Origin of the sequence: Streptomyces sp. NPDC005533, assembly GCF_042871845.1 — a bacterium.
Lineage (GTDB): Bacteria > Actinomycetota > Actinomycetes > Streptomycetales > Streptomycetaceae > Streptomyces.
Map to the genome: position 1 here is coordinate 1 of NZ_JBIAJH010000024.1, position 13854 is coordinate 13854.

10 protein-coding genes and 1 riboswitch are annotated in these 13854 nt (G+C 72.3%); of the genes, 2 read left to right on the plus strand and 8 right to left on the minus strand.

Going from position 1 to position 13854, the window contains the following annotated elements; translation table 11 throughout:
* Positions 1–130: 130 nt before the first annotated feature.
* The 4 genes from ACFYP3_RS23470 to ACFYP3_RS23485 form a co-directional block, all read right to left on the minus strand.
* On the minus strand, positions 131–781 hold the full coding sequence (locus ACFYP3_RS23470) for a thymidine kinase (protein ID WP_388835751.1): 651 nt from the start codon (positions 779–781) through the stop codon (positions 131–133).
* A gap of 77 nt (positions 782–858) precedes the next feature.
* Complete coding sequence (locus ACFYP3_RS23475; RefSeq protein WP_388835754.1) at positions 859–2061, minus strand: alkaline phosphatase family protein; 1203 nt, start codon at positions 2059–2061, stop codon at positions 859–861.
* On the minus strand, positions 2061–2663 hold the full coding sequence (locus ACFYP3_RS23480) for a DUF5998 family protein (protein ID WP_030385644.1): 603 nt from the start codon (positions 2661–2663) through the stop codon (positions 2061–2063). The genes ACFYP3_RS23475 and ACFYP3_RS23480 overlap by 1 nt, the downstream gene beginning before the upstream one ends.
* 50 nt (positions 2664–2713) lie before the next feature.
* Positions 2714–5509 carry a GNAT family N-acetyltransferase gene (locus tag ACFYP3_RS23485; RefSeq protein ID WP_388835758.1) on the minus strand — a complete coding sequence of 932 codons (2796 nt, stop codon included), beginning with the start codon at positions 5507–5509 and terminating at the stop codon, positions 2714–2716.
* A gap of 184 nt (positions 5510–5693) precedes the next feature.
* Between ACFYP3_RS23485 and ACFYP3_RS23490 the strand changes: the two genes are divergently transcribed.
* A complete protein-coding gene (locus ACFYP3_RS23490; RefSeq protein WP_007267025.1) occupies positions 5694–5975 on the plus strand; it encodes an HPr family phosphocarrier protein in 282 nt (93 codons plus the stop codon).
* Positions 5976–6246: 271 nt separating this feature from the next.
* On the opposite strand, the gene ACFYP3_RS23495 is transcribed toward ACFYP3_RS23490, so the two are convergent.
* The 4 genes from ACFYP3_RS23495 to ACFYP3_RS23510 form a co-directional block, all read right to left on the minus strand.
* Positions 6247–6924, minus strand: a complete 678-nt coding sequence (locus ACFYP3_RS23495; protein WP_388835761.1) for a GntR family transcriptional regulator — start codon at positions 6922–6924, stop codon at positions 6247–6249.
* A gap of 179 nt (positions 6925–7103) precedes the next feature.
* Positions 7104–7904, minus strand: a complete 801-nt coding sequence (locus ACFYP3_RS23500) for a M23 family metallopeptidase (protein ID WP_376618967.1) — start codon at positions 7902–7904, stop codon at positions 7104–7106.
* A gap of 12 nt (positions 7905–7916) precedes the next feature.
* A riboswitch (cyclic di-AMP (ydaO/yuaA leader) is annotated at positions 7917–8076 on the minus strand.
* Positions 8077–8293: 217 nt separating this feature from the next.
* Positions 8294–9661 carry a M16 family metallopeptidase gene (locus tag ACFYP3_RS23505; protein WP_388835996.1) on the minus strand — a complete coding sequence of 456 codons (1368 nt, stop codon included), beginning with the start codon at positions 9659–9661 and terminating at the stop codon, positions 8294–8296.
* Positions 9662–9681: 20 nt separating this feature from the next.
* A complete protein-coding gene (locus ACFYP3_RS23510; RefSeq protein WP_388835764.1) occupies positions 9682–11031 on the minus strand; it encodes a M16 family metallopeptidase in 1350 nt (449 codons plus the stop codon).
* Positions 11032–11293: 262 nt separating this feature from the next.
* On the opposite strand from ACFYP3_RS23510, the gene ACFYP3_RS23515 reads away from it, so the two are divergent.
* Positions 11294–13747 (plus strand): DNA topoisomerase (ATP-hydrolyzing) subunit A, encoded by a 2454-nt coding sequence (locus ACFYP3_RS23515; RefSeq protein ID WP_388835767.1) that lies wholly within the window; start codon positions 11294–11296, stop codon positions 13745–13747.
* The last annotated feature ends 107 nt before the right edge of the window (positions 13748–13854 follow it).

The window sequence follows — 13854 nt, forward strand, 5'->3', positions numbered from 1 at the left end:
CAACGGCGGAATCTTCGGGCCAGGACGACTCATACCCCAACCAACGACAAACCTCTGACTCAGGTCACTAGGTCGTCTCTTTCGGATCTTGCCGGGCGGCGCGGGCGAGGCAAGATCCGGAAGAGACGGCCTAGGTGTGGTTGACCGGGAGGACGTCCGGGGAGAGGGCGCCCGCGCGGGCCGCGGCCGAGGTCATGCGGCGGCGGTGGTGGCGGCGGCAGAGGACCTCGTAGCCGATCTCCCCGGCCGGGCGGTTCACGTCGCCGACGACGACCTGGGCGCCTTCGACGACCATCTCGCCGTCTATCGTGCGGGCGTTGTGGGTGGCGCGGGCCCCGCACCAGCACAGGGCCTCCACCTGGAGCTGCTCCAGTCGGTCCGCCAGCTCGATCAGGCGCTGGGAGCCCGGGAACAGCTTCGTACGGAAGTCGGTGGTGATGCCGAACGCGAAGACGTCCAGGCCGAGATCGTCCACGACCCGCGCCAACTGGTCGATCTGCTCGGGGGCCAGGAACTGGGCCTCGTCCACGATCACGTAGTCCGCCCTGCCGCCCTTCGACAACTCGGCGACCAGGTACGCGTACAGGTCCATGCCCTCCGGCGCCTCCACCGCCTCCGTCACCAGGCCGAGGCGGGAGGACAGTTTGCCCTCGCCCGCCCGGTCGTCCCGCGTGAAGATCACGCCCTGGAGCCCGCGCGCGTCGCGGTTGTGGGCGATCTGGAGCGCCAGCGTGCTCTTTCCGCAGTCCATCGTTCCGGAGAAGAACACGAGCTCGGGCATGGGAAGTACGGGACCTTTCGGGTCGGAGGCGGGAGGTGCGGGAGGGAAGGGAGGGGCGGAGGATCGGGTGCGGAGGGTCAGGTGCGGATTTCCAGCAGCGGGACCAGCTGCTCCGCCGCGGTCATGGAGCCGTGCATGCCGACGAGCGCGGACTCGTTCGGTTCGGCCCGCGAGGCCGTGATCGCGACATCGGCCTGGGCGGCCGCGACCACGTCGCCGATGCGGCCCAGCACGCGCTCGTCGCACTCCCCCGGCGCGCCGAACCAGCCCAGTTCCAGCGCCTCTTCGCGGCTCGCCACCCAGAACCGGTCGCCGAGCACCTCGCGCCACACGGTCAGGACGTCGTTCTGCGCGCCCGGCACCGCGTACACGTGCCGGGCCCGGCCCTCGCCGCCCAGCAGGGCCACGCCGGCCCCGAGCTCCCAGTCCTCGTCGAAGTCGATCCGCGCGTCCTCGTCGAAGGGGACGTCGACCATGCCGTGGTCCGCGGTCACGTACAGCGCGGTGCGCGGCGGCAGCTGCTCGGCGAGCCGCTGCACGAGCCGGTCGACCAGCATCAGCTGGCCGCGCCAGGCGTCGGAGTCCACGCCGTGCCGGTGGCCCGCCCCGTCGAGCTCGCTGTAGTACGTGTACACGAGCGAGCGGTCACCGGCCGCGAGGCGGTCGGCCGCCAGGTCCATCCGCTCCTCGCCGGTCATCCGGCCGAGGAAGGTGCCGCCGCTCAGCGCGACCTTCGTGAGCGGGGTGGTCTGGAAGGTGGGCGAGGACACCTGGGCGGTCGCCACCCCGGCCTTGTCGGCCAGCTGGAAGACCGTCGGGTACGGCTGCCAGGGCTTGGGCGAGGTCCACGGGTGCCAGCGGAGCTGGTTCATGAGCTCGCCGGTGGCGGGGTTGCGCACGGCGTAGCCGGGCAGACCGTGCCGGGCGGGCGGCAGGCCGGTGCCGACGGAGGCCAGCGAGGTGGCGGTGGTCGCCGGGAAGCCCGCGGTGATCGGGCGGCCGGTACCGCCGCGCGAGCTGCCGAGGAGCGAGGTGAGGTACGGGGCCTCGTCCGGGTGGGCCTTGATCTGCTCCCAGCCCATCCCGTCGACCAGGAACACGCAGTTCCGGTCGGCCGGGGTCAGCTCGGCGATGGCGGCGGTGAAACCGGGGACGCCCTGGCCGGCCGCGAGCGTGGGGAGCAGGTCGGCGAGGGACCCGGTGCCGTACTCCGGGACGGGAGCACCGGCCAGGTCCAGCAGCTCCGGCTCGGGCCACTCCTGCGCCGCGGAGTACGCCATCAGCGGGCGGGGGTGGAGGTGGACGTGGCCGCCGTCGCCTCGCTGAGCGCCTGCGCGAAGACCAGGGTCTGGCGCACCGCCTCGGGGCCGTCGCCGGCCTCGCTGACGCGCAGGCTGAGGTCGTCGGCGGTGGAGTTGCCGGTGTACCCGTGGTCGGAGTCGCAGTTCGGGTCGCCGCAGGCGGCCGGCTCCAGGTCGATCCGGGAGACCGCACCCCAGCCGATGGTCAGGACGACCTCGCGGGGCAGCGTGCCCGGCGTGTAGGACTCCGGGTTGGCGACGACACGGCTCAGCACCACGGAGGAGATGCTGGACAGCTTGACCGACTCGGTGGAGGTGGTCGCGTACGGGGACGGGGACCCGGCGTCGGCGGCCTGCTCGTCGGTGTGGCTGACGATGAAGCGGTTGCCGGTGAGGACCAGCACGGTGACGTGGCGGCGCACCTCGTTGGAGTCGAAGGTCGTCTCCTGGTGGACCAGGTACGACGAGATCGGCTCGCCGCCCACCGCGGCCTCCACGGCCTCGGCCACGAGGGCCGGGTAGTAGCCGCTGCGCTCGATCGCCGTGCGCAGCCCCTGGGTCGTCGTACCGGATTTCGCCATGAGGTCCATCCTAAGGCCCGTACGGGGCCCCCAGGCCGCGTCGTCTTCGCTCAGTAACTGGGGAGGGTCCGCGGGCCGAGGTCGCCGCGGGCGGGCGGGTGCGCGACGCGGACGGTGGCGCTGAGCACCGAGAGGCCCTCGGCGGCGACCACGACGGGCTCCAGGGAGACGCCGATCACCTCGGGATGGTCGTCCACCAGGCGCGACAGTCGCAGGAGCAGCTCCTCCAGGGCGTCGGTGTCCACGGGGTCGCTGCCGCGCCAGCCGAAGAGGAGGGGTGCGGCCCGAATGGAGCGGATCAGTCCGGCGGCGTCCCGGTCGGTGGCCGGAACCAGTCGGTGGGCGGTGTCGCCGAGCAGCTCGGAGGCGACGCCGGCGAGCCCGAAGGAGAGGACGGCGCCCGCGGCCGGGTCGATGACCGAGCGGACGACGGTGTCGACCCCGCGCGGGACCATGGCCTGGACCACCGGCTGGAGCTCGGCCGGCTTGCCGAGCAGGTCGGTGAGCTCCTCGTACGCGCGCCGCAGCCCGGCCTCGTTCGCGAGGTCGAGCCGTACGCCGCCCAGGTCGGCCCGGTGGCGCAGGTGCGGGGCGGTGGTCTTGAGGGCCACCGGGTAGCCCAGGATCCCGGCGGCCCGGACCGCCGCGTCGGCGCTGGGCGCGGGCAGGGCGGAGCGGACGGTGATCCCGTACCGGGCGAGCAGCTCGCGGGCGTCCCATTCCGCCAGGGTCAGCACGGCCCCGTCGGCGACGTCGGCCAGCAGCCCGGCCAGCTGGGCGGCCGTCCCGGCCTCGTCCACGTCCTCGAACTCGGGGACGTGGCCGCCCTCGGCGAGGCCGCGGCGCCACTGGCCGTACCGAACGGCTTCGGCGAGGGCCCGTACGGCCCGCTCGGCGGCGGGATAACTGGGGATCCGGTCCTCGGACACCGGGCCGGCCGCGAGCAGTCCCGCCGGCTCGTAGGGCGCGCGGTCCGGGGCGGCGTCCCGGTTCCCGGAAGGGGCGGGGTGGGGCAGGCCCCGCGTCGCGGACAGGGCCTCGACGAGCGCGCCGAGCTCCACGTGCACCACCGCCACGGGCTTGCCCGGAACCTCGGCCACGGCCTCCCGCAGCGCGGCGGCCAGGTCGTCGGCCAGGGCGTGCTCGCTCACCCAGGGGATGGCCGTGACCACGACCGCGTCACAGTCGGCGGAGGCGAGGGCGGCGGCCAGGGCGGCCCGGAAGTCGGCCGGCCCGGCCGCCGTCGTCAGGTCCAGCGGCGGCAGCGGCCGCAGCCCCTGGGCCAGGCAGGCGTCGTAGGTGAGGACCCCGAGGGACTCGGAGTTTCCGAGGATGGCGACCCGCGGCCCGGCGGGCAGCGGCTGCGCGGCCAGCAGGAGGCCGACGTCCACCAGTTCCGTGACGGTGTCGACCCGGATGACGCCGGCCTGCCGCAGCAGGGCGGAGACGGTCGCCTCCGGCAGCCTGGTGTCGGGGACGACGTGGCCGGCCGGGGTGTGGCGGCCGCCCTTGGCGACGACCACCGGCTTGACCGCGGCCGTCCGGCGGGCGAGGCGGGTGAACTTCCGCGGGTTGCCCAGGGTTTCGAGGTACAGCAGGGCGACGTCGGTGGCCTCGTCGTCGTACCAGTACTGGAGGATGTCGTTGCCGGAGACGTCGGCCCGGTTCCCCGCGGAGACGAAGGAGGACAGGCCCTCTCCGCGCCGCAGCAGCGCGGAGAGCAGGGCGATGCCGATCGCCCCGGACTGCGTGAACAGGCCGATCCGGCCCCGCATCGGCATGGGCGCGGGCGTCAGCGAGGCGTTGAGCTCCACCTCCGGGGCGGTGTTGATCACCCCGTAGGCGTTCGGTCCGATCAGCCGCATCCCGTACGAGCGCACCTGCCGCACCAGTTCGCGCTGGCGGGCGAGTCCGTCCGGGCCGCTCTCCCCGTATCCGGCGGACAGGACGACGAGCCCCTGCACCCCGTGCTCGCCGCAGGCGGCCACGACGTCGGGAACCCGCTCGGCGGGTACGGCGATCACGGCGAGGTCGACGGGGGCGCCGATGGCCCCGATGCCGCGGTAGGCCCGTACGCCGTCGAGCAGGTCGCGGGTGACGGCCTCGTTGACGGCGTAGAGGTGGCCGTGGAAGCCGCTGTCGCGCAGGTTGCGCAGTGCGGCCGCGCCCACGCCGGCGCCGGAGCGGCTGACCCCGATGACGGCGACCGAGCCGGGGGCCAGCAGCCGCTGCACCGAGCGGGCCTCGGCCCGCTGTTCGCGGGCGCGCTGCACGGCGAGGGACTCGGCGGTGGGTTCGAGGTCGAGGGTGAGGTGGACGGAGCCGTCCTCGAAGCTGCGCTTCTGCTGGTAGCCGACGTCCGTGAACACTTTGATCATCTTGGTGTTGGCGGGCAGCACCTCGGCGGCGAACCGGCGGATGCCGCGCTCCCTGGCCACCGCTCCGATGTGTTCGAGGAGTGCGGAGGCGACCCCGCGGCCCTGGTGGGCGTCCTGGACGAGGAAGGCGACCTCGGCCTCGTCGGCGGGTGCCGAGGCGGGCCGGCCGTCGGGGCCGATGCGGTCGTAGCGGACGGTGCCGATGAACTCCTCGCCGATGGTCGCGGCGAGGCCGACCCGGTCCACGTAGTCGTGGTGCGTGAAGCGGCGCACGTCGCGGTCGGAGAGCCGGGGGTAGGGCGCGAAGAAGCGGTAGTACTTCGACTCGTCGGAGACCTGCTCGTAGAAGCTGACGAGCCGGCCCGCGTCCTCGGTGGTGATGGGCCTGATCCGGGCGGTGCCGCCGTCACGCAGGACGACATCGGCTTCCCAGTGGGCCGGGTACGAGGGGTCCGACTCGATGGTCATGGGGTCACCTTAAGGCCGGGAGGGGCCGTGCAGCCCCCGCGCGGCGCATGAGGCAACCCGGGACGAATGAGTGCAAGCTGGGGAAGGTCGACCGGCGGCAGATCCGGGCCGAAGGTCGGCACGAGCATTCCGGGCGTCGTGAGAGACTGGTCTAGACAACCGTAAGAACCTGAAGGGCATCCCCATGGCAGAGCGCCGCGTCAACGTCGGGTGGGCCGAGGGCCTGCACGCTCGTCCCGCCTCGATCTTCGTCCGTGCGACGACCGCCTCCGGCGTCCCGGTGACCATCGCGAAGGCCGGCGGCGACCCCGTCAACGCCGCCTCCATGCTGGCGGTACTGGGCCTGGGCGCCCAGGGCGGCGAGGAGATCGTCCTCGCCTCCGACGCCGAGGGTGCTGACGCCGCGCTGGACCGCCTCGCGAAGCTGGTCGCCGAGGGCCTCGAGGAACTCCCCGAGACCGTCTGACCCTTCGGGTTCGCTCCCGCACGCATCCCCGCGCACGACGAAGCCGCGGTCCCCGATCCTCCGGGGGCCGCGGCTTCGTCGTGGGCACGGGAAATCGGAGCCCCGGGCGGGAGAACAGCCCTGCCCGGATCCCGGCGCACCGGAATTCGGCCCCACCGGAATTCAGCTCCCCCAGAATTCACTGCACAGCGGCAGGGCGAATTCACGCCACAAATCCGCCCCACCCCTGCGCGGCGAATTCGTGTGACGCCACCTTTGTATACGGCTCCTGTTAATGCCGGCCGCTCGACATGTTTACGGCAGGTTGCGAAGTGCTCACCGCCGGACGGAGCCGCAGCCGGTGCGCCCCCGCCGCGCGGTCGGCGTGGACCGCGGTCAGCGCCCGAGCCCGCTCCGCGTCCCCGCGGGCCACCGCGTCCACGATCGCCCCGTGCTCCGCCCAGGACTCCACCGGCCGCACCGGCGCCTCCACCACGTACATCCACGCCACCTTGTGCCGCATCTGCGTGAGCAACGCGATCAGCCCGGGGCTGCCGGAGGCCTGGGCGAGCGTCTCGTGAAACCAGCCGCCCAGGGACCGCAGATCCTCCCCCTGCCCCCGCCTGGCCCGCTCCTGCCCCAGTCTGACCAGCCCGCGCAACACCTTGAGGTGCGCCTCGGTGCGCCGCCGGGCGGCCCGGGCGGCCGCCAGGGGCTCCAGGAGCATCCGCACCTCCAGGAGGTCCGCGGCCTCCTGCTCGGTCGGCTCGGCCACGCAGGCCCCCGCGTGGCGCCGGGTGGTCACGAAGCCCTCGGACTCCAGGGTCCGCAGCGCCTCGCGGACCGGGACGCGCGAGACGCCGTACCGGCGGGCCAGCACCTCCTCGGTCAGCCGGCCGCCCGGCTCGAACGCCCCGGAGACGATGTCGGCGCGGATTGCCGTGCATACCGCGTGCGCAGGAATACGCAAGACCGAACCTCCGCCTATTTCCGACTGCCAGCCTCAATGCACGCACGTGCGCGTGCTGCGACTCTATTGCAACACGATAATTTCCGAGAGCGGCCGAAAATGCGAAACATTTGCACAGGGACGCAACACGAAGGCCCCGGCTCGGGGAGCCGGGGCCTTCGGAAAAGGTGCGGACGGGGTCAGAGGCTGACGCCGTGCGAACGCAGGTACGCGATCGGGTCGATGTCCGAGCCGTACTGCGAGCCCGTGCGGGCCTCGAAGTGCAGGTGCGGGCCGCTGGAGTTGCCGGTGGAGCCCGACAGGCCGATCTGCTGGCCGGGGGTGACCTGCTCGCCGACGGAGACGTTCAGCGAGGTCATGTGCCCGTACTGGGTGTAGGTGCCGTCGTTGTGCTTGATGACGACGTTGTTGCCGTACGCCCCGCCCCAGCCGGCCTCGACGACGGTGCCGAAGCCCACCGCGTGGACCGAGGTGCCGGAGGCCGCGTGGAAGTCGATGCCGGTGTGGCTGCCGGAGGACCACATGCCGCCGCCCGCGTGGTACTGCGTGCTGACGTACGAGCCGTCGACCGGGGCGACGAAGGTGTTGAGGCGCTTGCGCTCCTCCTCGCGGGCCGCACGCTCGGCGGCGTCGCGCTCGGCCTTCGCCTTGGCCTCGGCGAGGCGCTTGGCCTCGGCGGCCTTCTGCTTGGCCTCCGCCTCCGCCTGCGCCTTGGCGGCGGCGTGCTCGGCGGCGCGCTGCTGGGAGTCGGCCTGGTCGGCGATGTCCCCCGCGAGGTCCTCGGCGACGACCACGGCACCCAGCCCGTTCTCCGGGGCGGAGCTGCTGTGGTTGTCCGCGGCGAAGGCCGGGGCGGCGAGGGAGCCGACGACACCCGTGGTGGCGATCGCGGCGATACCGGCGTAACCGGCGGTCTTCTTGCTCAGACGGCTGGAGCCACGGTGCTTACCGGTACCAGCGGGACGACTGCCAAACGCCATGAAGGGTTTGATCCTTTCCTTCCTTCTCGCCTACCGGGTTAGCTGACGGGTTCGGAGCAGGAAGGTCTCCTACGGGCCTCCTCTTGCGAGGGGGTCCGATTCACCCCAGGGACGCATGTGGGTCCCCGGCTCCCCAGGCTCGCGCCTGACGGGGACTCGGCGATCGCTGTCCGGTGCCGCGGGTGCGGCGGGCACAACTGACGAACAGCACGGCCGACGCTAGGCGGATCATCAGTCAATCGCCAAACAGACGCGCCTTTTTGTTGCGTACGCCACACCCCATACGAGCAACCTAGCCGCCAAACGGACAAAAGGGGCTCCGGCGGATAAGCCCGCCAGAGCCCCTGCGTGATCCGTCGGTCGACCGTCAGCCGGCCGTCACCGACAGGTCAGTTGGTGACGACCGAGACGTCCCCGATCCCGAGGGCGCGCACCGCCTCCTCGATCACTGCCGCGTCGCCCACCAGGACCGTGACCAGGCGGTCCGCCGGGAAGGCCTTCACGACCGCCGAAGTCGCCTCCACGGTGCCCGTTTCGGCCAGCCGGGCGTACAACTGCGCCTGGTAGTCGTCCGGCAGCTCCTGCTCGACCTGGTCGGCGAGGGTGCCCGCGACCGAGGCCGCCGTCTCGAACTTCAGCGGGGCCACGCCCACCAAGTTCTGTACCGCCACATCGCGTTCGGCATCGGTCAGACCGCCCTCCGCGAGGGTGCGCAGCACCTTCCAGAGGTCCTCCAGCGCCGGACCGGTGTTCGGGGTGTCCACCGAGCCGCTGATGGCCAGCATCGAGGCGCCCTTGCCGTCCGCGGTGGAGCGCAGCACCTGGCCGAAGGCGCGCACGCCGTACGTGTACCCCTTCTCCTCGCGCAGCACCTTGTCCAGGCGGGAGGTGAGGGTGCCGCCCAGGCAGTACGTGCCCAGCACCTGGGCCGCCCAGACCTGGTCGTGGCGGTCCGGCCCGATCCGGCCGATCAGCAGCTGCGTCTGGACCGCGCCGGGCCGGTCCACGATGACCACGCGGCCGGTGTCGTCGGCGGTCACCGGCGGCACCGGCAGGGCCGCGGCGGTGTTGCCCGTCCACGCGCCCAGGGTGTCCGCGAGCACGGCGTCCAGGTCGATGCCGGTCAGGTCGCCGACGACCACCGCGGTGGCGGTGGCGGGGCGTACGTGGGCCTCGTAGAAGGCGCGTACGGCGGCGGAGTCGATCCGGGCGACGGTCTCCTCGGTGCCCTGGCGCGGCCGGGACATCCGCAGGGAGGCCGGGAACAGCTCGTGGGAGAGCTGCTTGGCGGCCCGGCGCTGGGGGTTGGCCAGCTCGTGCGGGATCTCGTCGAGCCGGTTGCGGACCAGGCGGTCCACCTCGGCGTCGGCGAAGGCGGGGGCGCGCAGCGCCTCGGCGAGCAGGCCCAGCGCCTTGGCCAGCCGGGAGGCCGGGACCTCCAGGGAGACCCGGATGCCCGGGTGGTCGGCGTGGGCGTCGAGGGTGGCGCCGCAGCGCTCCAGCTCGGCCGCGAACTCCTCCGCGGAGTGCTTGTCGGTGCCCTCGGAGAGCGCCCGCGCCATGATGGTCGCCACGCCGTCCAGGCCCTCGGGCTCGGCGTCCAGCGGGGCGGCGAGATTGACCTCGACCGCGATCACCTGCTGGCCCGGCCGGTGGCAGCGCAGCAGGGTCAGCCCGTTGGACAGCTGCCCGCGGTCGGGGGCCGGGAAGGCCCACGGCTGCGGCTCGCCGGCCTGCGGGCGCGGGTGGAAGGTCATCGTGACGGCTGCGGTGTCGCTCACTGCTCCGCCCCCTCGTTCTCGTCGGACTCGTCGTTCTCGTCGTCGTCTGCCGCGAGCGGCTCGTAGACGAGCACCGCGCGGTTGTCCGGGCGCAGTCGGGCCGCGGCCACGGCCTGCACCTCCTCGGCGGTGACGTCGAGGACGCGCCGGACGGCGGTCAGCGCCAGCTGCGGGTCGCCGAAGAGCACCGCGAAGCGGCACAGTTCGTCGGCGCGGCCGGCCACCGTGCTCAGCCGGTCCAGCCACTCGCGCTCCAGCTGCGCCTGGGCCCGCTCCATCTCCTCGGCCGTCGGGCCCTCGGCGGCGAACCGCGCGAGCTCCTCGTCCACGGCCGCCTCGATGGCGGGGATCTCCACGCCGCTGGAGGTCTTGACGTCCAGCCAGCCCAGCGAGGGCGCGCCGGCCAGGCGCAGCATGCCGAAGCCGGCCGCGACGGCCGTCTGGTCACGCCGTACCAGCCGGTTGTGCAGCAGCGAGGACTCCCCGCCGCCCAGGATCGTCAGGGCCACGTCGGCGGCGTCGCACTCGCGGGTGCCGTCGTGCGGCAGCCGGTAGGCGGCCATCAGCGCCCGCGCCGGGACGTCCTCGACGATCTCCTCGCGCAGCTGCTCCCCGATGACGTCGGGCAGCGAGCCGTCGCGGGGCGGCTGCTTGCCGTCGTGCGCGGGGATGCTGCCGAAGTACTTCTCGACCCAGGCGAGCGTCTTCTCGGGGTCGATGTCGCCGACGACCGAGAGCACCGCGTTGTTGGGCGCGTAGTACGTACGGAAGAAGGCGCGCGCGTCCTCCAGGGAGGCGGCGTCCAGATCGGCCATGGAGCCGATGGGGGTGTGGTGGTACGGGTGGCCCTCGGGGTAGGCCAGGGCCGTCAGCTTCTCGAAGGCCGTGCCGTACGGGACGTTGTCGTACCGCTGGCGGCGCTCGTTCTTGACGACGTCGCGCTGGTTCTCCATGGACTCTTCGTCCAGGGCGGCCAGCAGCGACCCCATCCGGTCCGCCTCCAGCCAGAGCGCGAGCTCCAGCTGGTGGGTCGGCATCGTCTCGAAGTAGTTGGTGCGCTCGAAGCTGGTGGTGCCGTTGAGGGAGCCGCCGGCTCCCTGGACCAGCTCGAAGTGGCCGTTGCCCGGGACGCTCGCCGAACCCTGGAACATCAGGTGCTCGAAGAGGTGAGCAAGGCCGGTACGCCCCTTGACTTCGTGGCGCGAACCGACGTCGTACCAGAGGCAGACCGCGGCGACCGGGGTCAGGTGGTCCTCGGAGAGCACCACGCGCAGGCCGTTGGCCAGCCGGTGCTCGGTCGCTGTCAGGCCGCCGGAGCCGGCCTGGGCTGTGGCCGTGTGACCCATGGGCATGTGGTCCCTTCGATCGCGATGCAGAGATTTCTGTCAGACCTGCCACTGTATGCAAGCGCGTCGGCCGCCGGATAAGTTCCCGGGTCACTCCCCCGGGGTCGGAGTCGGCGTTGTCGGTGCCTCGGGCCACAATGGTCCGCGTCGTACCCCGTCCGGACACCCGCCCACCCGGCAAGACCGGCCAGACCCAGCCAGACCCCAGCAGTCCCGCCAGACACCCAGCACCCCCCATTCTTGGTTAAGGAGCCGCGCAGCGATGGCCCGCCGCAGCACGAAGACCCCGCCGCCGGAGGATTTCGAGGAGAAGATCCTCGACATCGACGTCGTCGACGAAATGCAGGGCTCCTTCCTCGAGTACGCGTACTCGGTGATCTACTCCCGCGCCCTTCCCGACGCCCGGGACGGCATGAAGCCGGTGCACCGCCGCATCGTCTACCAGATGAACGAGATGGGGCTGCGGCCCGACCGCGGCTACGTGAAGTGCGCCCGTGTCGTCGGCGAGGTCATGGGCAAGCTCCACCCGCACGGTGACGCCTCGATCTACGACGCGCTCGTCCGCATGGCCCAGCCCTTCTCCATGCGGCTGCCGCTGGTCGACGGGCACGGCAACTTCGGCTCGCTCGGCAACGACGACCCGCCGGCCGCCATGCGGTACACCGAGTGCAAGATGGCCGACGCCACGTCGCTGATGACGGAGTCGATCGACGAGGACACCGTCGACTTCACCGCCAACTACGACGGCCAGGAGCGGGAGCCGGTCGCGCTTCCCGCCGCGTACCCGAACCTGCTGGTCAACGGCGCGTCCGGGATCGCAGTCGGCATGGCCACCAACATGCCCCCGCACAACCTCGGCGAGGTCATCGCGGCCGCCCGGCACCTGATCCGCCACCCGCAGGCGGACCTGGAGGCGCTGATGCGCTTCGTGCCGGGTCCCGACCTGCCCACCGGCGGCCGGATCGTCGGCCTGTCCGGGATCAAGGACGCCTACGAGAACGGCCGCGGCACCTTCAAGATCCGTGCGACGGTGGCCGTGGAGAACGTGACGGCGCGCCGCAAGGGCCTGGTCGTCACGGAACTGCCCTTCACGGTCGGCCCCGAGAAGGTCATCGCGAAGATCAAGGACCTGGTCGGGTCGAAGAAGCTCCAGGGCATCGCCGACGTCAAGGACCTCACCGACCGCGCGCACGGCCTGCGCCTGGTGATCGAGATCAAGAACGGCTTCCACCCGGAGGCCGTGCTGGAGCAGCTCTACAAGCTGACGCCGATGGAGGAGTCCTTCGGCATCAACAACGTGGCGCTGGTCGACGGGCAGCCGCTGACGCTGGGCCTCAAGGAGCTGCTGGAGGTCTACCTCGACCACCGCTTCGAGGTCGTCCGGCGGCGCAGCGAGTTCCGCCGCACCAAGCGCCGCGACCGGCTGCACCTGGTCGAGGGCCTGCTGGTGGCGCTCATCGACATCGACGAGGTCATCCGGCTCATCCGGGACAGCGAGAACTCCGCGCAGGCCAAGGCGCGGCTGATGGAGCGGTTCTCGCTGAGCGAGATCCAGACGCAGTACATCCTGGACACCCCGCTGCGCCGGCTCACCAAGTTCGACCGGCTGGAGCTGGAGTCCGAGCGCGACCGGCTGACCGGCGAGATCGACGAGCTCACGGGGATCCTGGACTCCGACACGGAGCTGCGCAAGCTCGTCTCCACGGAACTGGCGGCGGTCGCGAAGAAGTTCGGCACCGAGCGCCGTACGGTGCTGCTGGAGTCGGCGGGCACCGCCGTGGCGGCCGTCCCGCTGGAGGTCGCCGACGACCCGTGCCGCGTGCTGCTGTCCTCGACGGGCCTGCTGGCGCGCACGGCGAACGGCGAGCCGCTGCCCGAGGAGGAGGGCGCCCGCGCCAAGCACGACCTGATCGTCTCGCAGGTCGCGGCCACCGCCCGGGCCGACGTCGGCGCGGTCACCTCGTACGGGCGCCTGCTGCGGCTGTCGGTGATCGATCTGCCGCAGCTGCCGGACACGCACGCCGCGCCGAACCTGGCGGGCGGCGCCCCGGTCTCGGAGTTCCTTTCCGGGCTGGAGGCGGACGAGAAGGTGATCTGCCTGACCTCGCTGGACGAGTCCTCGCAGGGCCTGGCGCTGGGCACCGAGCAGGGCGTGGTCAAGCGGGTCGTGCCGGACTATCCGGCCAACAAGGACGAGCTGGAGGTCATCACCCTCAAGGACGGTGACCGGATCGTCGGCGCGGTGGAACTGCGGACGGGCGAGGAGGACCTGGTCTTCATCACCGACGACGCCCAGCTGCTGCGCTACCCGGCGGGCCAGGTGCGTCCGCAGGGCCGTCCGGCGGGCGGCATGGCGGGCATCAAGCTCGCCGGGAACGCCAAGGTGATCCACTTCTCGGCCGTCGACCCCGGCCGGGACGCCGTGGTGTTCACGGTGGCGGGCTCGCACGGCACGCTGGACGACTCGATGACGTCGGGGAAGCTGACCCCCTTCGACCAGTACCCGCGCAAGGGCCGGGCCACCGGTGGTGTGCGCTGCCAGCGGTTCCTGAAGGGCGAGGACGTGCTCGTGCTGGCCTGGGCGGGCGGCTCTCCCGTCCGCGCGGCGACGGCGAACGGCACTCCGGCGGAGCTGCCGGCCGTGGACCCGCGCCGGGACGGCTCGGGCACGCCGCTGCCCGCGCCGGTCGCGGCGCTGGCGGGCGCCGCGCTGTAGGAGGTACGCGGTCATTCGGGTGGTACGTCCGGGGGACGTACCACCCGAATGGCGACTAGTGTTTTCCCGTTGGTGCTTGCGGTGGGGGCGGGGGAAAACTGGTGAGC